Below are 20852 nucleotides of genomic sequence, written 5' to 3'. Positions count from 1 at the left end.
TTACACTGCATCAGAAGCAGCGTCGTCCTGTAAGGTCACGGCAGCCATCTTTTTTTCGAGAAGCCGCAAACGTCGGGCCATATCATCCAGATGACGGATTCTAGCCGCACTTTTCTTCCATTCAGCCGCAGGCTGCATGGCGGTACCAGAAGAATAGGCACCAGGCTCGGTAATTGAGCGAGTAACCATGGTCATGCCTGTAACAAATACGTTGTCACATACTTCAATATGACCAACCATGCCGACGCCGCCGGCAATCGTACAGTGCCGACCAATCTTTGTACTACCGGAAATGCCTACACACGCCGCCATGGCTGTATGCTCACCAACCTGGACGTTATGTGCGATCATGATTTGGTTATCGAGCTTGACACCGTTACTGATGAGCGTATTTGCTAGCGCACCACGATCAATCGTTGTATTTGCACCGATCTCTACATCATCACCAATCGTAACACCACCCAACTGGGCAATCTTCTGCCAAGTGCCTTGATGATTGGCGAAGCCGAATCCTTCTCCCCCAATGACCGCGCCCGATTGGATGACCACACGCTGTCCAATATGGACATCGTGGTATAGCGTGACACGAGGCGCTAGCCAACCGTTTTCACCGATCCGGCTACGCGCACCAATCACGCAATGGGCTCCGATAGTAACACCTGAGGCAATGTAAGCTTCTTTTTCAATAACCGCGTACGGACCAATGCTTGCCGAAGCATCGATAAAAGCATCTTCAGCAATGCAGGCAGTCGGATGAATACCAGGCATACCCTTGGGCTTACGGTCAAAAAGATGCGATAGCTGAGCATAAGCCAGATACGGATTGCTAATAACCAGCGCATTGCCAGAATAGCCTTGCGCATCAGCAGAAGTAAGTAGAACAGCAGTAGCTCTGGTCTCGCTCAGAAAACGACGATACTGGGCATTAGCTAAAAAGCTTAATTGGCCAGGGCCCGCTTCCTGCAATGTAGCAAGACCAGTAATACTTATCTCTGGACTACCCCGGAGTTCGGCTCCAAGGCGATCAGCCAACTGCTGAAGTGTGAACGTAGGCAAGCTCATCATTAGCGGTTCTGGTTCATCCGCTCAATAACTTCGCGTGTAATGTCGTACTGAGGCTTAACATCAACCACTGCACCACGCTCGATAACAATATCGTAGTTACCCTTTTTCAGAACATCTTCAACAGCCTTGTCCAGTTTAGGCTTGAGCTGTTTGAGCATGTCGCGATCAGCAGCTGCCTTCGACTCATTTAGCTCTTTGGACTGGAATTGGAAATCACGTGCCTTCTGCTTGAAATCTAACTCAAGACGCTCCCGCTCAGCCTGCTTGAGTTTATCTCCCGAAGAGGCCAAACGGTTTTGAATGCTCTTTGCATCACTTTCTAATGTCTTGAGCTTGTTCAGCTGAGGGCCAAATTTCTTTTCAGCATCAACAGCATATTTTTTAGCCGCATCGGATTCCAAGAGTGCCATTTGATAGTTGAGCACCGCAATTTTCATCTCGGCAAATGCTGGGGTAGCTATAACCGCTGCGGTGATCAGAGCGAAACGAAAGAACTTACGCACAATGCACTCCTGCGTTAAAACGCGACGTAGTGTTGGATCGATTAGAACGTTTGTCCCAGCGAGAACTGGAATATTTGTGTATCGGCATTATCTGGCTTCTTAATCGGCATGCCCAAACTAAAGCTCAGCGGCCCTAAGGCTGTAACCCATGTCAACCCGACACCAACTGAGCTAGCCATATTGGAGAAGCTGACTTTATTACAACTGGAGCTTTCGCTATTGATTAGCTGGCAATTGGTGTCAAATACGCTTCCGACGTCCCAGAACAATACAGTTCGCAACTGCCGTTGATCTTTGACGAAAGGCATAGGGAATAGGTATTCCACGCCTCCTGTAATTAGGACGTTACCGCCAAAAGCTTCACCATCTCTATCCGAATCGTATTTTTGCCCTTGTGCCGCATATGTAGTGCCACTTGCAGGCGTACTACGCGGCCCTAAGCTGCTATCTTCGAAGCCACGAACAGAATTGAAACCGCCTGCATAATAATTTTCGTAGAACGGTAGACTGCTGGTGGAACCATAGCCGTCTCCATACCCCAACTCAGTGTGGAAACGAAGTGCGGTATTTTGAGTCAGACTCGCAAAGAGTTGACCACGATAGTCGACCTTGTAGTAATTCAGATCGCTGCCAGGAATCGTGGCTTCAAGGGAGAGACTTTGCGAATGGCCACGAGTAGCCAAAACCCCCTTATTCAAGGTTGACTCAGACCACCCTATCGAAGCCTTGAAGTTGGTAAAATTATCGCCTTCCTGCTCAATAAACTTATAGATCTCGTCTACTGTATAAGCGTTCGGATCGATCTCATCACGCTGAATACTCGTACCAAAGGTTAGTCGAGAGGTCTCGTTAATCGGATAACCAAAATTGATGCCTGCACCAAAACTGTTGATTGAATAAGAAGAAACATCGGTCTCATATTCATCATAGTCCGTGGAGCGATAGAACGCATTGTACCCTAGACTTATACCATCCTCGGTCCAATAAGGATCAGTAAAACTAAAGTTGTAGCGTGTCTGATATTGGCTACGCGTCAGACCTACACTTACACGGTTACCGCTACCCAAGAAATTGTTCTGGCTAATTGAGCCGCCCAGAATCAGGCCGGCACTTTGCGCGAAGCCAACGCTAGCGGTAATAGAGCCCGACGGCTGCTCTTCGACTGTGTAATTAACATCTACTTGATCATCAGTGCCAGGCACCTGGGGCGTTTCGACGTTAACATCCTTGAAATACCCAAGACGCTCTAAACGTGTTTTAGACTGATCGATAAGGTAGGTAGAAGCCCAGCCACCTTCCATCTGACGCATTTCACGCCGCAGCACCTCATCTTCCGTCTTGGTATTACCACGGAAATTGATTCGATTAACATAGGCACGCTTACCCGGGTCAATAACGAAGGTCAGCGACACGGTATGATCATCGTCATGGGGCTCAGGTACGCCGTTTACGTTAGCAAAGGTGTAACCTTCATTGCCTAGCCGACGCGTAATGAGGTCAGACGTTTCAGTCATAACCTTGCGAGAAAAGACTTGTCCTTCCTGAACAAGCATTAATTTGCGGACTTCTTCTTCTGGAACCTTGAGCTCGCCAGAAAGCTTGACCTCACGAACGGTATAGCGCTCACCTTCGTTTATATTAACAGTTATATAAACGTGCTTTTTATCTGGCGTAATGGAAACTTGGGTGGATGTAATATCCATGTTGATATAACCGCGATCTAAATAATAGGAGCGCAGGCGTTCAAGATCACCTGATAGCTTCTCGCGGGAATATTTATCGTCGTTTTTGAAGAAGGAAAACAGGTTGCTCTTCTTCAGCTCGAACAGATCAACAAGGTCTTGTTCAGGGAATACGTTATTACCAACCACGTTGACTTGGGAAATGGTTGCCACTTTGCCTTCGTTGATATTGATTTTCAACTGAACACGATTACGTGGCTGAGGAATAACCTCAGTCTCTATACTGGCTGAATACCGGCCTTGAGCAACGTATTGGCGTAACAACTCATTACGTACGCCTTCAAGAGTAGCCTGCTGGAATATCTCACCTTCGGCAAGGCCTGACTGCTGCAAGCCTTTCTTCAGATCATCTTCAGAAATGGCCTTGTTACCTTCGATACTGATACCTGAAATCGAAGGTCTTTCAACCACATTCACCACTAACACATTGCCTTCGCGGCCTAGCTGAATATCTTGAAAGAATCCTGTGCGAAACAAAGAACGAGTAGCATCGGATAGACGACGCTCGTCAATGGTTTCTCCCACATTCAACGGTAGCGCACCGAAAACACTGCCAGCAGAAACTCGCTGCAGGCCATTGACACGAATATCGGAGATGGTGAAGGACTCGGCGTGAACCTCGCCAGTGATCAGCGCGGCTAGTACCGCAGGTAGCAGCAAGCGTTTCATGAGTCCCTTTCTTATTCCAACTGACAAATAAACAATCTGCCGCAAAAGGCGGCAGATTATGCGTTCAGCAACATGTCACAGGCGCCCTAAGTCATTGACTAGAGCTAGCAACATGACACCTACGATCAGGCTTATTCCAATCTGCATGCCCCACGCCTGGATGCGTTCGGACAATGGACGTCCGCGAACCCACTCGACGAGATAGAACACAAGATGCCCTCCGTCGAGAACCGGAACCGGCAGCAGATTCAAAACCCCAAGGCTTATGCTCAAGTAGGCCAAGAAGTTCAAAAACTCCCCGATACCAGACTGAGCAGAAGCGCCCGCCACTTTAGCAATGGTTATCGGCCCACTCAAGTTTTTTACAGATAGTTCCCCAAGCAGCATTTTCTTGAGTGACTCAAGGGTCAGCACACTCATGGCCCAAGTACGCTGCAAACCTTCACCTACTGCCGCCACAGGGCCGTAGCTGACCTCTCGTAGCATATCAGCAGGCCACTCCGCACCTTTTACGCCAGCTCCGAGATAGCCTGCACCATCACCGTCACCTCTACGTGCTAATGTGACCGTAATAAAGCGCTCACTGCCATCTCGTTCAATTTGCAGACTGACTGTCTTGTCGGGCCTCGCACGCACATGGTCGACAACATATTGCCATTCAGGGGTGGCAATGCCATCAATGGCAACAATATGGTCACCTGCCTCTAAACCAGCCCTTGCAGCGGGTCCGTTAGGATCCAACTCGGCTAATATAGGCGGTAAGGCTGGGCGCCAGGGACGAATACCCAAGGAGCCTATAGGGTCAGGGCTATCAGAATCTTTGAGCCAGCCATCTAAGGTAATGGTATGTGTAATCGAAGCAGCTGAAGCACTGGTTCGTCCCTCCACCTGCAGAGCGCCACTTTCACCTAGTCGACTTACTAGGTGCAAATTGACGTCCCCCCAACTAAAAACCGGCTCACCATCTATAGAAACGATTTCTTCTCCCGCGCTCAATCCCGCCTGCTCTGCCAAACTCCCTGTCTGCACATTACCTATTACAGGGCGAACCTGCTGAGAACCCAGCATGGCTAGCAACCAGAAGAAAACAGCAGCGAGCAGAAAATTAGCGAGCGGCCCTGCAGCCACGATGGCGATCCGCTTTTGGACAGATTTACGATTAAACGCCTGACCAAGCAATTCTTCCGGCACATTACCTTCTCGCTCATCAAGCATTTTGACATAGCCGCCCAGCGGAATGGCTGCCACGGCAAATTCAGTGCCATGTTTATCATGCCAGCGAAGTAACGGTTTACCGAAACCAACAGAAAACCGCAGTACCTTTACGCCGCAGCGCCGTGCAACCCAGAAATGCCCGAACTCATGAATAGTAACCAAAACCCCCAAGGCAATAAGTGTCCCTAGGATCATATAAAGCGCGCTCATGACACTCCTCCGCGATCAGCGGCCATAGCGATTAAGCCAGGCCTTCGCCAGCTCTCTACTACGGCAGTCTGCCTGCATGACCATGTCTAGATTTTCTACTTCAACCACCGCCTCACAAGCAAGGACATGCCCAATAATGGCCGGTATTTCATCAAATCGGGCACGCCCTCCCAAGAAAGCCTCTACGGCCACTTCGTTTGCTGCGTTAAGAAGCGCAGGTGCCGTACCGCCAGCTTCAGCAGCCTGCCGAGCCAGACGAAGACAAGGGAATCGCACTTCATCCGGCGCCTGAAAGTCCAGCCGGGCAACAGTAAAAAGATCAAGAGGACTGACGCCAGACTCCATTCGCTCAGGCCAAGCTAAAGCATGGGCGATAGGGGTGCGCATATCCGGATTACCCAATTGAGCCAATACTGATCCGTCTACGTAGTCCACAAGAGAATGGATAACGCTTTGCGGATGGATAACTACCTCTACTTGATCAGGACTTGCATTAAAAAGCCAGCATGCCTCAATAAGCTCTAACCCTTTATTCATCATAGTGGCGGAATCAACCGAAATCTTCCGTCCCATCGACCAGTTAGGATGCGCGCAGGCTTGCTCTGGAGTTACGGAGCTAAGTTGAGCAACAGGCGTTTCACGAAAAGGCCCTCCAGACGCAGTCAATAAAATACGCCTTACACCAACCGCAGCAAGCCCTTCCGCATATCCCGGGGGCAGACATTGAAAGATCGCGTTATGCTCGCTGTCGATAGGGAGGAGCTGAGCACCATGCGTTCGCACCGCCTGCATGAACAAGGAGCCGCTCATAACTAGCGCCTCCTTATTAGCCAACAATACTTTCTTACCTGCCCGCACCGCGGCCAAAGTAGGCGACAAGCCGGCAGCCCCGACAATGGCCGCCATGACAGCATCCACATCATCATGAGAAGCAACCTCAATCAGACCGGACTCTCCAAATAATACTTTGGTAGGAATATTTTCCGCTTGCAGTTTTTTGAACAGGAAGCGAGCATCCGCCTCCGTAGCAACTACGGCAAAATGCGGTCGAAATCGATGGCAAAGTTGCTCAAGTTCAGCAAGGCGGGAATAGGCCGTCAAGGCAAAAACCGTATAGCGATCTGGATGGCGCGCAACGACATCCAATGTACTGAGCCCTATCGAACCGGTAGCGCCCAGTACCGTAATATGCTGAAGAGAAGTCACATAACACCCCAGCCAGACCACCAGAGCAGGACTGCAAACACGGGAACCGCTGCCGTAAGGCTATCAATGCGGTCCATCACCCCACCATGCCCAGGAAGAAGCTGACTGCTATCTTTGAGTCCTGCCTTGCGTTTAAACATGCTTTCCGTCAGATCTCCAACTACAGAAATCAGGACAACCACAGTAGCGCCAATTACGGCTTTGACCATAGCGTCTGCATCCCAGCCACGGTAGAGCCCTACTCCCAACGTCATTACGAGACTAGCCAGCAAACCGCCCACTAGCCCCTCCCAACTTTTACCGGGACTTACGTGCGGCGCCAGCTTGCGCTTACCAAATGCACGACCGGAAAAGTAAGCACCTATATCAGCCACCCACACCAAAACCATGACAGAGAGAATCAGCCAATTACCTAAAGGCCATTGCTTTAACAACACCAAGCCCTGCCAAGCCGGGATAAGGATAGCCCCTCCCATGAGCAAACGGCGCCAGCTTGCCTTCCAATAGTGAGCAGTACTTGGATAAGTAATCACTAAAACTGTTGCAAAGATCCACCAAGCGGCAGCGACAGGCAGCAGCGCCAGAGCCAATTGCGGCAAGCTCCAGCAGATCCAGAGAAGCATGGCAAGAAACAGAGCGTAAGCAGCTCGCGCGGCTTGAGAAACCAGCCCTGACAGCCGTGCCCACTCCCACGCGCCTAGTGTTACCACGAGGCCAATAAACGCAGCGAACCAAGCATTTTCCAGAAAAAAGAAGCCGCCTATAGCAATAGGTAGTAGCGCCAGCGCGGTTAATACCCTCTGCTTCAGCATGACGCTCTCACTTCAGCCTCGATCTGCTCGCTGGTCTTGCCAAATCGGCGCTGACGCGTTGCAAAATCCTCCAAGGCCTTTCGCATGGCCTCATGCTTGAAGTCAGGCCAGAAAAGATCAGAAAAATACAGTTCCGCATAGGCCAGTTGCCACAACAGGAAATTACTGATCCTTCGTTCACCACCTGTACGAATACACAAGTCAGGCAAGGGCATACCTGCCGTGGAAAGGCAATTCTGCAGCAACTCAGGTGTAATTCGCTCCGGCTCAAGTTCACCCTGCTGCACAGATTGAGCCAGCCGCTGAGCGGCCTGGGTAATATCCCATTGACCGCCATAATTGGCTGCGATTTGTAGCACTAACCGCGTATGCCCCGTGGTTAGTGCTTCCGCTCTTTCCATCTCCCGCTGAAGCTCAGGATGAAAACGCGTCCGATCTCCGATAATCCGAAGACGGATTCCATTCTGGTCAAGCTTGCGCGCTTCGCGACGCAAGGCTGACAGAAAAAGCTCCATCAAGGCTCCGACCTCGTCAGAGGGGCGCCGCCAGTTTTCACTGGAAAAAGCGAACAGAGTGAGCACCTCAACGCCAGCGTCCGCACATACCTCAATGGCCGCACGCACCGCTTCTACGCCTGCTCTATGCCCTGCCACTCCAGGCAGTAACCGCCGGCGTGCCCAGCGGTTGTTACCATCCATGATAATGGCTACATGACGTGGTACCACAGAACCAGGCTCGTGATTGCCCATCTCGCATCCCTGCCGTTAAACGGCCATCAAATCGGTTTCCTTAGCCTCCAAAGCCTTATCGACCTCGGCGACATACTTATCAGTCAGCTTCTGGATCTCATCCTGAGCACGACGCTCTTCATCCTCACTGATCTCCTTTTCTTTAAGAAGATCTTTAAGTTGAGCAAGCGCATCCCGGCGAATATTACGCACAGAAACACGAGCCTGCTCGGCCTCCTGACGCGCCTGTTTGGTAAACCCCTTACGGGTTTCCTCAGTTAGTGCAGGCATTGGCACACGGATAGTAGTACCGGCAGTAGCTGGATTCAGCCCCAGATCTGATGTCATGATGGCTTTCTCAACAGCCTGAATCATGCTCTTATCGAATACAGTCAGTGCCAGCGTACGAGAGTCTTCAACCGTGACATTGGCGACTTGGCGCAAAGGCGTATCACTACCGTAATAAGAGACCATCACGCCATCGAGAATACTGGGATGGGCACGACCAGTTCGGATTTTAGCAAACGCATGCCCAAGCGCCTCAAGCGTCTTGGTCATTCTAGCCTGAGCTTCTTTCTTGATTTCATTGATCATGCTATGCCCTCTTCGATCAAAGTTCCTTCAGCACCACCTACGACGATGTTCAGCAAAGCGCCTGATTTGTTCATATTGAATACCCGAAGCGGCATTTTATGATCGCGGCAGAGACAAATCGCTGTCAGATCCATCACGCCCAACTTACGATCCAGTACTTCATCATAAGTTAAACGCTCGAATTTCTCCGCATTCGGATCTCTGAAGGGGTCAGCAGTGTACACCCCATCAACTTTTGTTGCCTTCAACACTAAATCTGCGTCGACTTCAATAGCACGCAAACAGGCGGCAGAGTCTGTTGTAAAGAAGGGATTACCAGTACCTGCTGAAAAAATCACTACTTCGCCATTTTGCAACTGCCGCATGGCCTTACGACGATCATACTGATCCGTCACACCCACCATAGAAATGGCTGACATGACCGTAGCCGGAATATTGGAACGCTCAAGTGCGTCACGCATGGCCAAAGCATTCATGACCGTAGCGAGCATGCCCATATGATCACCAGTCACACGATCCATACCCACAGCCGATAAGGCGGCTCCGCGGAAAAGATTGCCTCCACCAATAACCAGCCCTACCTGTACGCCGATACCTACGAGCTGCCCGATCTCCAAGGACATGCGATCCAATACCTTTGGATCAATGCCAAAATCTTCGGACCCCATCAAGGCTTCGCCGCTGAGTTTAAGCAGAATACGTTTATAACGAGGTTGGCGACCACTCATCTGCTGAGCCATTCAGTCTCTCCTGCGACGATTTTTAAAAAATAAAACGCGACTATTTTCCCATTACTTGAGCATGTCGTCAGCGCAACTGAGCAAATACCGGAATAAATGCTCAATAAAAAACATTCCTTAACCCATCATTCATTAAGCGGACGAATCCTGCATGCGAAAAAAGAGGCCGCACGCGTGCGCGGGCAGCCTCTTTTCAGCACTACACGAATTTACTGCTTGCTGGCTGCAACCTGTGCAGCGACCTCAGCAGCAAAATCCACTTCGACTTTCTCGATACCCTCGCCCACTTCATAGCGAACAAAGGACACCACTTCGGCACCGGCTTTCTTGGCCAGCTCGCCGACCTTAACTTCCGGATCCTTAACAAAAGGCTGCTCAACCAGGCTTGCCTCAGCCAAGAACTTGTTGATACGGCCTTTGACCATATTCTCAACAATATTTTCCGGCTTACCTGCGATCTTGTCAGCATTCAGCGCCAGGAAGATTTCTTTCTCCTTAGCAACAGCCTCTTCAGAAACCTGAGAAGGATTCAGGAACTGAGGATTGCTCGCAGCGACGTGCATAGCGATATCCTTGGCCAGCTCTGGAGTACCGCCATTCAGCACAACAAGAACACCGATGCGATGGCCGTGCAGGTAAGCGCCAACTACATCACCCTCTACACGGGCAAGACGACGAATATTAACGTTCTCGCCTGTCTTCGAAACCAGCGCCAGACGCGCTTCTTCCTGAGCCTCGATCAACGGAGCGGCATCAGTCAACTTTTGGGCAAAAGCCTTGTCCAGGCTATCAGCCACAAAGGCCTTGAAGTCGTCCTGCAGAGCCAGGAAATCGGTCTGGGAGTTTACCTCGATGATTAGGGCAGCCTTGTTATCATCGGACACCTTGACAGCGATGGCACCTTCAGCGGCAATGTTGCCAGACTTCTTAGCAGCCTTGATCGCACCAGCGGCGCGCATGTCGTCGATAGCCTTCTCAATATCACCACCGGCGGCCGTCAGGGCTTTCTTGCAATCCATCATGCCCAGACCGGTACGCTCGCGCAGTTCTTTGACCAGGGCCGCAGTAATCTCTGCCATGCTCGAATCCTCTTGAATCAGTGTCTAAACCAATGCCCGAAGGCAATCATTCTCTAAGTGGCAAAAAGGGGGCCTAGCCCCCTTCCTGCTTACCGAATGATCGGGCCCGCCTCGGCGGGGATCACTCAGCCTTCAGCCGCTTCGCTTGCAGCTGCTTCAACGAACTCTTCACCGCCAGCGCCTGCATTTTGCTTGCCACGCAGAACAGCGTCCGCCATAGCACTCAGGTACAGTTGGACAGCGCGGAAAGCATCGTCGTTACCAGGAATGATGTAGTCCACACCTTCCGGGCTGCTATTGGTATCGACAACACCGATAACCGGGATACCCAGCTTGTTAGCTTCGGTAATGGCGATACGCTCGTGGTCGACGTCAACTACGAACAGAGCGTCTGGCAGGCCGCCCATATCCTTGATACCACCCAGGCTACGCTCCAGCTTTTCCAGATCGCGCGAACGCATCAGCGCTTCTTTCTTGGTCAGCTTGGCGAAAGTACCGTCTTCGGCCTGAATTTCAAGCTCACGCAGACGCTTGATGGACTGACGAATCGTCTTATAGTTCGTCAGCATACCGCCCAGCCAGCGGTGATCCACGAAAGGCATGCCGCAACGGCTAGCTTCTTCACGAACGATTTTGCCCGCGGAACGCTTGGTACCTACGAACAGGATCTTGTTCTTGCCGGAAGCCAGACGCTCAACGAAAGCCTGAGCTTCGTTGAACATGGGCAGGGTCTTTTCGAGGTTGATAATATGGATCTTGTTACGCGCGCCGAAAATGAACTTGTTCATCTTCGGGTTCCAGTAACGGGTCTGGTGGCCGAAGTGCACACCGGCCTTCAGCATGTCGCGCATAGTGACTTGAGACATTGTGTTTCCTCATTAAGTCGGGTTGGGCCTCCACGCATCCCAATGACCAACTCCTCTCGGAGCACCCAGGCCATCGTGCCGATACGTGTGTGGGGTTAAGGTGCTTTTGGGCTATACCGCAAAAGCGCCGCGCTTTATACCACAGAAGCGCAAAGGATTAAACCATCATAGAGCAGGTGATAAGGATGGAGAGCCTGATCAGGTTTGTTAGAATCTGCTCAAACCGTTTTCCTTTTGCCTTTCAGTGTAGGCTGCTAGACAGCTTCAGAGATTCTAATGACTGTTACCATCAAAACCCCGGAAGATATTGAAAAAATGCGCATCGCCGGCCAACTGGCTGCCGAGGTGCTGGAAATGCTCGATGAGCACGTTAAGCCCGGTGTAACAACCGAAAAGCTGAACCAGCTGTGCCACGATTATATTGTCAACGTTCAGCAGGCTACTCCTGCGCCACTTAACTACAAGGGCTACCCCAAATCTATTTGTACCTCCTTGAATCATGTAGTTTGCCACGGCATTCCAAATGACAAGCCTCTTAAATCCGGCGACATTCTTAATGTAGACATTACAGTCATCAAGGATGGCTACCACGGCGATACCAGCAAAATGTACTGCGTAGGCGAAGTGGCTGAATGGGCGAAGCGGCTATGCGGGGTAACACAAGAGTGCCTATATAAGGGCATCTCTGTCGTGCGACCCGGTGCCCACTTGGGCGATATCGGAGAAATTATCCAGAAACACGCCGAAAAGCAGGGATACTCGGTAGTACGCGAATACTGTGGCCATGGAATCGGCAAGGGTTTCCACGAGGAGCCACAAGTGGTCCATTACGGGCGCGCTGGCACAGGGCTGGAGCTCAAGGAGGGCATGATTTTTACCATTGAGCCCATGATCAACCAAGGTCGTCCCGAAACGCGTCTGCTGGGCGATGGCTGGACCGCTATCACCAAGGACCGCAAGCTGTCGGCACAGTGGGAGCATACCGTCCTGGTGACAGCGGATGGCTACGAGATTCTTACCCTGCGTAAAGACGAAACCATTTCACGCACTCCTGCATGAGGTAACATTGGCATGCCCCAGGTAGATCCAGAATTGTTCGACCGTGGGCAGTTTCAGGCCGAGCTCGCCTTGAAAAACAGCCCGATTGCAGCGTTCAAAAAGGCAATCCGCAAGGCAAACCAAGTACTGGATGAACGATTTTCTACCGGCCGCAGCACACGGCGACTGGTTGAAGATCGGGCTTGGTTTATCGATCAGATCCTGATCGAGGCTTGGCAGCGACTTGCCTGGGGCGAAGCGGAAATTGCTCTCCTAGCGGTGGGTGGATACGGCCGGGGTGAGTTGCACCCCCATTCGGATATCGACCTGCTGATTCTATTAGGCCACGAAGATCAGGAAACATACCGGGAGCCTATTGAAGAGTTCTTGACTCTGCTATGGGATATAGGGCTTGCCGTCGGGCAAAGTGTTCGCTCCGTCCAGGAGTGTGCAGAGGAAGCCAGAGCCGACCTGACCGTTATCACTAATCTTATGGAATGCCGGACGATTGCTGGCCCCGAGAGTTTACGTCAGCGCATGCTTGAAGTGACCAGCGTGCAGCAGATGTGGCCGAGCCGGGAGTTTTTTCTGGCCAAACGTGATGAGCAGACCATACGGCATGCCAAATACAACGACACGGAATATAACCTCGAACCTAATGTAAAGGGATCCCCGGGTGGCCTGCGCGATATTCAAACGCTGCTTTGGGTAGCCCGGCGACATTTCGGCACGCTTAACCTACACGCCCTGGTCGGGCAAGGCTTTCTGACTGAAAGCGAATGCGCCTTACTCGCTTCGAGCCAGGAGTTCCTTTGGAAAGTGCGCTATGCCCTGCACATGCTGGCAGGCCGCCCGGAGGATCGTTTGCTATTCGATCACCAGCGGCGCATTGCGGGTCTTTTGGGCTACGAAGACAGCGATGCAAAGCTGGCCGTCGAACGCTTTATGCAAAAGTATTATCGCGTAGTGATGGATATCGCCCAACTTAATGACGTGGTAATGCAACACTTTAAGGAAGCGATTCTACGCAGCGATACCGAAGAGCCTGCCCAACCGATTAACAGCCGGTTCCAACTACGTGACGGCTATATCGAGGTGACTCATTCAGACGTCTTCAAGCGTACCCCGTTTGCCTTGATCGAAATATTCGTTCTGCTGGCCCAGCATCCTGAAATCAAGGGGGTATGTGCCGGCACGATTCGTCTGTTACGCGACCATCGCTACTTGATCAATGACGAATTCCGTCACGACATTCGCAATACGAGTCTGTTTATCGAGCTGTTTAAAAGTCGGGAGGGCATTCATCGCAACCTTCGACGCATGAACCGCTACGGTATTCTGGGCCTGTATCTGCCTGAGTTCGGTCAGATTATCGGCCAAATGCAGCATGACCTGTTTCATATTTATACTGTCGATGCACACACACTCAATCTGATCAAGCACTTGCGCAAGCTGAACCGGCCAGAAATGACTGAAAAGTATCCGCTTGCGACACGGGTGATGAACAAGCTGCCCAAGCCCGAGCTGATCTATATCGCCGGTCTCTACCATGACATTGGCAAAGGCCGCGGCGGCGACCACTCGGAGCTTGGCGCAGTAGACGCCGAAGCGTTCTGCCGTCGTCATCAGCTACCGGAATGGGATACTCAGCTGATTTGCTGGCTGGTCCGCCATCACTTGGCAATGTCTACTACCGCGCAGCGCAAGGATTTGTCCGACCCGTTAGTGATCCATGATTTTGCCCAGACCATGGGCGATCAAGTACACCTAGATTATTTGTACGCGCTAACCGTGGCTGATATCAACGCCACTAACCCTAACTTGTGGAACTCCTGGCGGGCCAGCCTGCTTCGTCAGCTGTACACCGAAGCGAAGCGGGCTTTGCGCCGTGGCCTGGAGAATCCGGTCGAGCGCGAAGAGCAAATTCGTCAGACTCAGGCGTCCGCCATCGATACGCTGGTTCGTAATGGTATCGACCAAGACGATGCCGAACAGCTATGGAACCAGTTAGGTGATGACTATTTCCTGCGACATACTTCCAGCGATGTGGCCTGGCATACCGAGGCGATCCTAAGCCACCCGAACAACGGCGAGCCTTTAATTCTGATCAAGGAAACAACGCAGCGCGAGTTTGAAGGCGGCACCCAAATCTTTATCTATGCACAGGATCAGCACGATTTCTTCGCTGTGACCGTAGCAGCCATGGACCAACTGAACCTGAGCATTCAGGATGCCCGCATCATTACGTCCACCAGCCAGTTCACCCTCGACACCTACATCGTCCTCGACGCCGACGGCGGCTCTATCGGCAATCATCCAGCCCGTATCCAGGAAATCCGCTCCGGCCTAGTGCAGGCGCTGAAGAATCCGGAAGACTATCCAAACATTATCAACCGTCGTGTCACACGACAGCTCAAGCACTTTGCCTTTGCGCCGCAGGTAAATATCTATACGGATGCCCAACGGGCCGTCAGCCTGATTGAGCTGACAGCGCCGGATCGTCCAGGTTTATTAGCGCGGGTAGGTCATATTTTCCTAGACTTCGACCTGTCTGTGCAAAACGCCAAGATTGCAACCTTGGGCGAGCGAGTAGAAGACGTTTTCTATGTGACCGATGCGCAAGGCCACCCGTTGTCTGACCCTAAACTGTGTGAGCAGGTCCAGCAGGCTCTGATCAAAAACCTTAGCGAAGCCAACGGGGCTGAAACAGCGCCCCTGCGCATCAGTATTTGAACGAGACACCTCATGAATGACGCATTGAATTTGTTACAGCCCTATCCGTTCGAGAAGCTTCGCGTCTTGCTGGGTAGTGTCCAGCCGCCTGCCGATAAAACACCTATTGCATTGTCAATCGGAGAGCCGAAACATCCTTCACCGCCCTTCGTCGCGGAAGCGCTGACCGCCCATCTCGACCAGTTAGCAGTTTATCCAACCACAGCAGGCCTGCCAGCCTTACGCGAAGCGATCACCGCCTGGTGCGAGCGGCGTTTCCGGGTTCCTATCGGCTGGATGGATGCCACTATGCATGCCCTTCCCGTAACAGGTACACGAGAGGCACTGTTCTCCTTTACACAAGCGGTTTTGAATCGTCAGCCTGAGGCGCTGGTTGTCAGCCCCAACCCGTTCTATCAGATCTATGAGGGCGCTACGCTGCTGGCCGGTGCCGAGCCTTATTACTTACCTTGCCTTCCCGAGCATGGTTTCAATCCTGATTTCGATGCCGTGCCGACTGAAATCTGGGAGCGCTGTCAGTTGTTGTTCCTGTGCTCGCCAGGCAATCCAACTGGTGCCCTGCTGCCCCTCAAAACGCTGAAGACCTTGATTGCTCTAGCAGACCAGCATGACTTCGTGATTGCTGCGGATGAATGCTATAGCGAACTGTATTTTGATGAGGCGAACCCACCGGCTGGTCTGCTTACGGCCTGCGCTGAACTAGGGCGTAAGGACTTTGCTCGCTGCGTGGTATTCCACAGCCTGTCCAAGCGCTCGAACCTACCTGGGCTGCGCTCGGGTTTTGTAGCGGGCGATGCGCAGATCCTCAAGCGCTTTCTGCTCTACCGCACCTACCATGGCTGTGCCATGCCAATTCATGTGCAGCACGCCAGTATCGCGGCTTGGAACGATGAGGCCCATGTTCGCGCCAACCGGGTTTTGTATCGAGAGAAGTTCGATGCCGTCCTAAACACTCTTGGCGATGTTCTTGATGTGGAGCGACCCGATGGCGGGTTTTATCTTTGGGCAAAAACACCGGTAGACGATGAAACGTTTACGCGCGAGCTGTATGCACATGAGCATGTAACCGTAGTGCCCGGTTCTTACCTGTCTCGTACAGTGGCAGGCGTCAACCCTGGAGCCCACCGCGTCCGTATGGCACTGGTCGCGCCCTTGAGTGAATGTGTAGAAGCTGCAGAACGTATCCGGGCTTTTTGCACACGCTGACCTGTCAGGATGAGGGATTTGGCGTGTTCCTCATCAATGTCGCCTCGCTGAAGTCCAGATCGCTCAAGACTTCAGCGACAATCTCATCGTCGATGATTCCAGACAAACGCATGCGGTATAACTCTCGCCGCTGGGCGCGGATTGCCACAAGCCTGAGGTTCGCTTCGATCATGAGGCTGGCCAGGGCACGCGCCTGCACCTCTTCCGTGTCCTCATAGATATCCAACTGCTCTCGAAACTCTGCCATGAGTTGGGTTCTGATTTCTGCCTGGAGCGCTGCCTGCAATGGGTCTATCTCGTCGACTTCCTCAGTTTCCAGTGCACGTAAAGCGGCTTCAGCTGTATTGCGGCGCACCTCGCGCCGCTCACGCTCGTAGGCTGCATCCGTACTGACGTGAATACCCCGCAACAGCAGTGGCAGACTTATGCTGGCGGTGATCAGGGACAGTAGAATCACACCGGCAGCAATAAAAATCAGCACGTCCCGCTGTGGGAAAGGCTCGCCATTGGCCAAAACAATAGGCAGTGAAAGCACGCCCGCCAGAGTAACGGCGCCTCGTACACCGCCCAGCGAGGCGATTAGGGCGGTTCGCTGAAAATCAGCCATGATTTCATGCCGCGACAGCCGCCAGTACACGTTCATAATCAAATAGCGTAGCCCTACAAGCGCCAAAAAGATCAGAACAACCTGCCCCATCAAAATGCCAAAGGATTGAACAGCCAAGGCATCAGACGACAGAACGGCCTGGATAATGGAGGGCAGCTGTAGCCCTAGCAGCAAGAAGACTAAACCGTTAAAAGTGAACTCCAGCATGGCCCAAACACTATGGTTGAGCAGTCGCGTACGTGATTGACGCGGCAGCATGTCGATACGGCTCTGGACGATGCCCGCAGCAACTGCCGAAAGGATACCGGAAGCCCCAAGATGCTCAGCGACTACATAGGCGGCGAAGGGCAACAGGACCATAAAGACGACATACGGCGCCGGGTCAGTCCAGCCATGGCTCACTAGCCAACCGCGAACACGCCCGGTCAGCCAACTAAGGGCAGCGCCAATGGCCAATCCACCGACCGAAACCAGCAGGAAGGAAAGGCTGGCATCTGCCAATGAGAAAACGCCGGTCATGGCAGCGGCAACGGCGAAGCGGAACGTAACAAGGCCCGATGCATCGTTGAACAGCGCTTCGCCCTGGAGGATATGCATCAGACGCCTAGGCAATCGGCCACGGGCGATACCGGACACGGCCACTGCATCCGTAGGCGAAAGAACTGCAGCCAGGGCAAAAGCTACTGCCCAGGGTATTTCCGGAATTATCCAATGAATGAAGGCACCGACCGCCAGCACGGTGATAAACACCAGCCCAAACGCCAACGTAAGGATCGGCCCCCGCAGTTTCCAGAGTTCACGCTTGGGCATCCGCCAGCCATCCGAGAAGAGTAGCGGCGGAATGAATAGCAGCATGAACAATTCAGGATCTAAGGCAACGTGCAAGCCCAATGTAGGCCAGGCGAGCAGTGCACCAACTCCGACCTGAATAAGCGGCAGCGGCACTGGAACGAACTGAGCGCTCAATCGCGTTGCGCCGACCACCAAAAGCATGGTCAGAATCGTATAAACAAGTGTCACCGCAACCTCCGCTGGCCGTCCCGCCCTGTCTTTATAACAAACGCTCCGCCACCCGGTGCGTCATAGGACGGCTGCCGCCGAAGCAATTACCGATCACGAAAGGGTGACTGTTTTAGCAGGCAGTATGATTTTTCGCCTTGCTGCTAGAACAGCCACTAACAGGACGACAGCAGACTACAGCACGTCACGCTGCAGAACTCATAGAGATTCAGATTGCGTTACAGTGAGGACAACAGCCGCAATCCGATCCGCCTGAGCATAAACACCGCTATCGAGCTCTTCGCCAAAGACGTCTGGATCAATTTCCCGATAACGCCAGACCGTGTTTGTATTGGCCAGACGGGCCTGTACGGCCTCAAGGAACGGATCACTGCCTTGAATCATCGCAACACCGGTATACAACAAAAGCGTGCCACCGGATGCCAGACGCTCAAGTGCAGTATCAAGAATCGCAAGAGAGAGACCTGCGCCCAAAGGGCCGCCGCCATGGCGGTATGCCCGCTCGGACGGGTCAACTAGGTAAGGAGGGTTTGCTACGATCAGATCGAACTGTCCCTCAACGGCATCAAGCAGGTTGCTGTAGCATGCCTTGACATTTCCCGCCTCGGCCAATTCGGCATTGATGCGCGTAAGCCGCAAGGCGGCTTCATTGATATCTACAGCCAGCACTTCTGCATCGGGCCGCGCCAAGGCTACTAAAATGGCCCCTGGCCCTGCCCCGCTGCCAATATCCACAGCCCGACGAATCTGACCTGTTTCGAAACGCAGTTGGGCCTCGATAGCATTGGCAAAGCGGTAGGTATCCGGCCCGAAAAAGACGGCATCCGCCTCGTTCGTGGGATAAGCCGAATGGATGAATAACTGATCACCTAGTGTGGACACCCGGATCCGGCTACGCCAACCGTCGCCATGAGCTTCCAAAATATCAGCTACTTGCATGGCCTCGAACATCTGGGGCGAGACAACGTGCTGCTGGAAGGGGCGGCTCCAACCCAAAATACCTTGAAGATCCTGAGCCCACTCATTACCTGGACGGCGGTTAACGCGGGCATGAGAAGCTGGCGTGACCGTCGTGAAACGATAGTTCATCTCGCGCAGCATTGTAATCAAGGGGCGGAACGGATTTTCTTGGGGAATATTGCTAACCGACAGGGCATCTCGCTCAAGCATAGGTATATCCATTACAACCATATCCTGGAATAACTCTGGCAGCAGACGTAGAGTATCTACTGCCAGAGAGTTAACTGAATAACTGGGTAAAAAGACGCGTAGCTAATAACCCTGAAGCCGTGTGGTGAGTAGCAGGTGCCATCATTTCAATGAGATAGGCCATACCCGCCTCCCGACTGGGTTGTGCTGCCAGCTTCTCTGCAAGTTGATTACGCTCACTATCGAAATCACTGCTGGCGTCTGAATTGGCCGCTGTCAGAGCAGACCTTCCAGTCTCACTCCCCTGCCCCTCACATAACGTCTCCAGCTGCCGCTGCTTGGCGCGAAAACTCAGCTCCCTCTTGGGTAGTCGGGCAACGCGCGCCTGGGACTCTGCGGTACGAGACGCACCGGTATGGATAAGGTCGCCAGCAATCCAGTCATGCAACAGCTGCTGCTCATACGGACTAAAGACACCAAACATTTCTGCCCGCTCCCCCTGAATAAGCTTCCAGAATCGACTCTCCATAGGGTCTTGATGGCGCTTGATCCAACCGTGAGCCTGTAAGCTTTCAAGAAAACCAGGAATTTGCTCTGGATTACTCAACCAATCCGTAACACTACGCCCTCCGATACGGCAATAATCGGAGTGAACGTACTTCCCCACCGTACTCTTTTCTGCAAGCAGGTCGATGACTTCCTGCTCCAAATCAAAGCCTGCGATAACCGATGTAGTGCCCTCGCCCAGTAGGTTAAGCTTGTAGCCATTAATAACACGCTGATAAAACGCTTCGTGATTTTCTACCGGCATCGCGTCGTATAAGGCCTGCAGGGCTTTTTTGGCATGCCCCGTCCCAGCATTGTCAACGGTAATGTGGAGCGTGAAATAGTACGGATCAAGGCCCAATTCATTAAGTTCATAGGCCGTGATCAGCAAGTGCAGCGGCAACTGCTCGTAACCCAAGTTGAACCCAATGACCTCAGGCAGAAAATGATCAGCATGATGTGCCAAAGCCAATTGGATCGCGCCTTGAACATAATGCTCATCGCTTAGAGAGGCCCAGTCGTCACATCCATTGGTAGCCAACAGCTTCTTGTAGAGAACGACGTGATTCTTATCCGGCTGGCCCTCTCCTAACTCCTCAAGATAGATCTGGATCGGCGCGGAAAACCGCGGATCGTTCCAACGCTGCAGCAGGCCATAGAGCCAGGCACCATCTACGAGTTTGGTTGGCGCAACCCCTTTGAGAAAGTAGAGCGCATGGGACTTGCTCTTAAAGTAACGGCGCGGTGCGCCAGCCTTGCGTGACGCCAGATAATCCCGGTAGGCATTCCCAACCTGCTCGACACCTTGGGCAATCCAGCCCTCTAAAGCACGGGGATCTTCCGGTAGATCGGCGTCCCGCTTTGCTGCCTCGTCCAGTCTTTGCTCCAGATATTCACGCGCCTCATGAACACTATCAGCAGAGGGATGAGATTGAAGCAGAGCTTCGTACAGCTGCCGAGAAGAAAGGGCCTCATAAGATGGCGTTACTGCAGGTTGCGGACGGGTGGCTCGGGTCGTTATTTGCATACGTCAACACATCTGGCAGTTAAGAATTGTATAAGTAATGAGAAGTTGGGCCTTAAGCTGCCAGACGAGTTCCTTGCCTTACGTCAGCCTGTAAAAC

The 20852-nt window shown here is 52.4% G+C and carries 17 protein-coding genes; 3 read left to right on the top strand and 14 right to left on the bottom strand.

Annotated features, from left to right (window positions below; all coding sequences use genetic code 11):
• From lpxD to rpsB, 11 genes are all read right to left on the bottom strand, one after another.
• Positions 1-1065, bottom strand: a complete 1065-nt coding sequence (gene lpxD / locus IQ22_RS06950; RefSeq protein WP_145140095.1) for a UDP-3-O-(3-hydroxymyristoyl)glucosamine N-acyltransferase — start codon at positions 1063-1065, stop codon at positions 1-3.
• Entirely contained in the window at positions 1065-1568 is a 504-nt protein-coding gene (locus IQ22_RS06945; RefSeq protein WP_145140092.1) for an OmpH/Skp family outer membrane protein, read from the bottom strand. The genes lpxD and IQ22_RS06945 overlap by 1 nt, the downstream gene beginning before the upstream one ends.
• 41 nt (positions 1569-1609) lie before the next feature.
• Positions 1610-3979, bottom strand: coding sequence for an outer membrane protein assembly factor BamA (gene bamA / locus IQ22_RS06940; protein ID WP_145140089.1), 2370 nt, complete (start codon positions 3977-3979; stop codon positions 1610-1612).
• A 75-nt stretch (positions 3980-4054) separates the two neighbouring features.
• Positions 4055-5404, bottom strand: coding sequence for an RIP metalloprotease RseP (gene rseP, locus IQ22_RS06935; protein ID WP_145140086.1), 1350 nt, complete (start codon positions 5402-5404; stop codon positions 4055-4057).
• A gap of 15 nt (positions 5405-5419) precedes the next feature.
• Positions 5420-6610: a 1-deoxy-D-xylulose-5-phosphate reductoisomerase gene (gene ispC, locus IQ22_RS06930; RefSeq protein ID WP_208733612.1), complete on the bottom strand. Its 1191-nt coding sequence runs from the start codon at positions 6608-6610 to the stop codon at positions 5420-5422.
• Positions 6607-7422, bottom strand: coding sequence for a phosphatidate cytidylyltransferase (locus IQ22_RS06925; RefSeq protein WP_145140083.1), 816 nt, complete (start codon positions 7420-7422; stop codon positions 6607-6609). The genes ispC and IQ22_RS06925 overlap by 4 nt, the downstream gene beginning before the upstream one ends.
• Positions 7416-8171, bottom strand: a complete 756-nt coding sequence (gene uppS / locus IQ22_RS06920) for a polyprenyl diphosphate synthase (RefSeq protein WP_145140080.1) — start codon at positions 8169-8171, stop codon at positions 7416-7418. The genes IQ22_RS06925 and uppS overlap by 7 nt, the downstream gene beginning before the upstream one ends.
• A gap of 15 nt (positions 8172-8186) precedes the next feature.
• Complete coding sequence (frr, locus tag IQ22_RS06915) at positions 8187-8744, bottom strand: ribosome recycling factor (protein ID WP_145140077.1); 558 nt, start codon at positions 8742-8744, stop codon at positions 8187-8189.
• Entirely contained in the window at positions 8741-9484 is a 744-nt protein-coding gene (pyrH, locus tag IQ22_RS06910) for a UMP kinase (protein WP_145140074.1), read from the bottom strand. Before pyrH ends, frr begins: the two co-directional genes overlap by 4 nt.
• Before the next feature lie 209 nt (positions 9485-9693).
• On the bottom strand, positions 9694-10563 hold the full coding sequence (tsf, locus tag IQ22_RS06905; RefSeq protein ID WP_145140072.1) for a translation elongation factor Ts: 870 nt from the start codon (positions 10561-10563) through the stop codon (positions 9694-9696).
• 125 nt (positions 10564-10688) lie between these two features.
• Positions 10689-11429: a 30S ribosomal protein S2 gene (gene rpsB / locus IQ22_RS06900; RefSeq protein WP_145140069.1), complete on the bottom strand. Its 741-nt coding sequence runs from the start codon at positions 11427-11429 to the stop codon at positions 10689-10691.
• A gap of 276 nt (positions 11430-11705) precedes the next feature.
• Here rpsB and map point away from each other — a divergent pair, with 276 nt between their 5' ends.
• The 3 genes from map to dapC are packed head-to-tail and all read left to right on the top strand — an operon-like array spanning position 11706 to position 16406.
• Positions 11706-12488 (top strand): type I methionyl aminopeptidase, encoded by a 783-nt coding sequence (gene map, locus IQ22_RS06895; protein ID WP_145140067.1) that lies wholly within the window; start codon positions 11706-11708, stop codon positions 12486-12488.
• A gap of 12 nt (positions 12489-12500) precedes the next feature.
• Positions 12501-15200 carry a [protein-PII] uridylyltransferase gene (locus IQ22_RS06890; protein ID WP_145140064.1) on the top strand — a complete coding sequence of 900 codons (2700 nt, stop codon included), beginning with the start codon at positions 12501-12503 and terminating at the stop codon, positions 15198-15200.
• A gap of 12 nt (positions 15201-15212) precedes the next feature.
• Complete coding sequence (gene dapC, locus IQ22_RS06885; RefSeq protein WP_145140062.1) at positions 15213-16406, top strand: succinyldiaminopimelate transaminase; 1194 nt, start codon at positions 15213-15215, stop codon at positions 16404-16406.
• 4 nt (positions 16407-16410) lie between these two features.
• Here the strand turns inward: dapC and IQ22_RS06880 are convergent, their stop codons facing one another.
• The 3 genes from IQ22_RS06880 to IQ22_RS06870 form a co-directional block, all read right to left on the bottom strand.
• On the bottom strand, positions 16411-18033 hold the full coding sequence (locus tag IQ22_RS06880; protein WP_145140059.1) for a Na+/H+ antiporter: 1623 nt from the start codon (positions 18031-18033) through the stop codon (positions 16411-16413).
• A gap of 198 nt (positions 18034-18231) precedes the next feature.
• Positions 18232-19134 (bottom strand): methyltransferase, encoded by a 903-nt coding sequence (locus IQ22_RS06875; protein ID WP_244309020.1) that lies wholly within the window; start codon positions 19132-19134, stop codon positions 18232-18234.
• A 139-nt stretch (positions 19135-19273) separates the two neighbouring features.
• On the bottom strand, positions 19274-20755 hold the full coding sequence (locus IQ22_RS06870) for an iron-containing redox enzyme family protein (RefSeq protein WP_145140056.1): 1482 nt from the start codon (positions 20753-20755) through the stop codon (positions 19274-19276).
• Between the last annotated feature and the right edge of the window lie 97 nt (positions 20756-20852).

Source organism: Pseudomonas duriflava (assembly GCF_007830155.1).
Lineage (GTDB): Bacteria > Pseudomonadota > Gammaproteobacteria > Pseudomonadales > Pseudomonadaceae > Chryseomonas > Chryseomonas duriflava.
This window is presented reverse-complemented; position numbering and strand designations above follow the sequence as displayed.

What these genes read in the sequence shown, in the direction of transcription:
- lpxD (WP_145140095.1), bottom strand. Translation starts at nt 1,065, where the DNA reads ATGATGAGCTTGCCTACGTTCACACTTCAGCAGTTGGCTGATCGCCTT.
- bamA (WP_145140089.1), bottom strand. Translation starts at nt 3,979, where the DNA reads ATGAAACGCTTGCTGCTACCTGCGGTACTAGCCGCGCTGATCACTGGC.
- rseP (WP_145140086.1), bottom strand. Translation starts at nt 5,404, where the DNA reads ATGAGCGCGCTTTATATGATCCTAGGGACACTTATTGCCTTGGGGGTT.
- IQ22_RS06925 (WP_145140083.1), bottom strand. Translation starts at nt 7,422, where the DNA reads ATGCTGAAGCAGAGGGTATTAACCGCGCTGGCGCTACTACCTATTGCT.
- uppS (WP_145140080.1), bottom strand. Translation starts at nt 8,171, where the DNA reads ATGGGCAATCACGAGCCTGGTTCTGTGGTACCACGTCATGTAGCCATT.
- frr (WP_145140077.1), bottom strand. Translation starts at nt 8,744, where the DNA reads ATGATCAATGAAATCAAGAAAGAAGCTCAGGCTAGAATGACCAAGACG.
- pyrH (WP_145140074.1), bottom strand. Translation starts at nt 9,484, where the DNA reads ATGGCTCAGCAGATGAGTGGTCGCCAACCTCGTTATAAACGTATTCTG.
- tsf (WP_145140072.1), bottom strand. Translation starts at nt 10,563, where the DNA reads ATGGCAGAGATTACTGCGGCCCTGGTCAAAGAACTGCGCGAGCGTACC.
- rpsB (WP_145140069.1), bottom strand. Translation starts at nt 11,429, where the DNA reads ATGTCTCAAGTCACTATGCGCGACATGCTGAAGGCCGGTGTGCACTTC.
- map (WP_145140067.1), top strand. Translation starts at nt 11,706, where the DNA reads ATGACTGTTACCATCAAAACCCCGGAAGATATTGAAAAAATGCGCATC.
- IQ22_RS06890 (WP_145140064.1), top strand. Translation starts at nt 12,501, where the DNA reads ATGCCCCAGGTAGATCCAGAATTGTTCGACCGTGGGCAGTTTCAGGCC.
- dapC (WP_145140062.1), top strand. Translation starts at nt 15,213, where the DNA reads ATGAATGACGCATTGAATTTGTTACAGCCCTATCCGTTCGAGAAGCTT.
- IQ22_RS06875 (WP_244309020.1), bottom strand. Translation starts at nt 19,134, where the DNA reads ATGCTGCGCGAGATGAACTATCGTTTCACGACGGTCACGCCAGCTTCT.
- IQ22_RS06870 (WP_145140056.1), bottom strand. Translation starts at nt 20,755, where the DNA reads ATGCAAATAACGACCCGAGCCACCCGTCCGCAACCTGCAGTAACGCCA.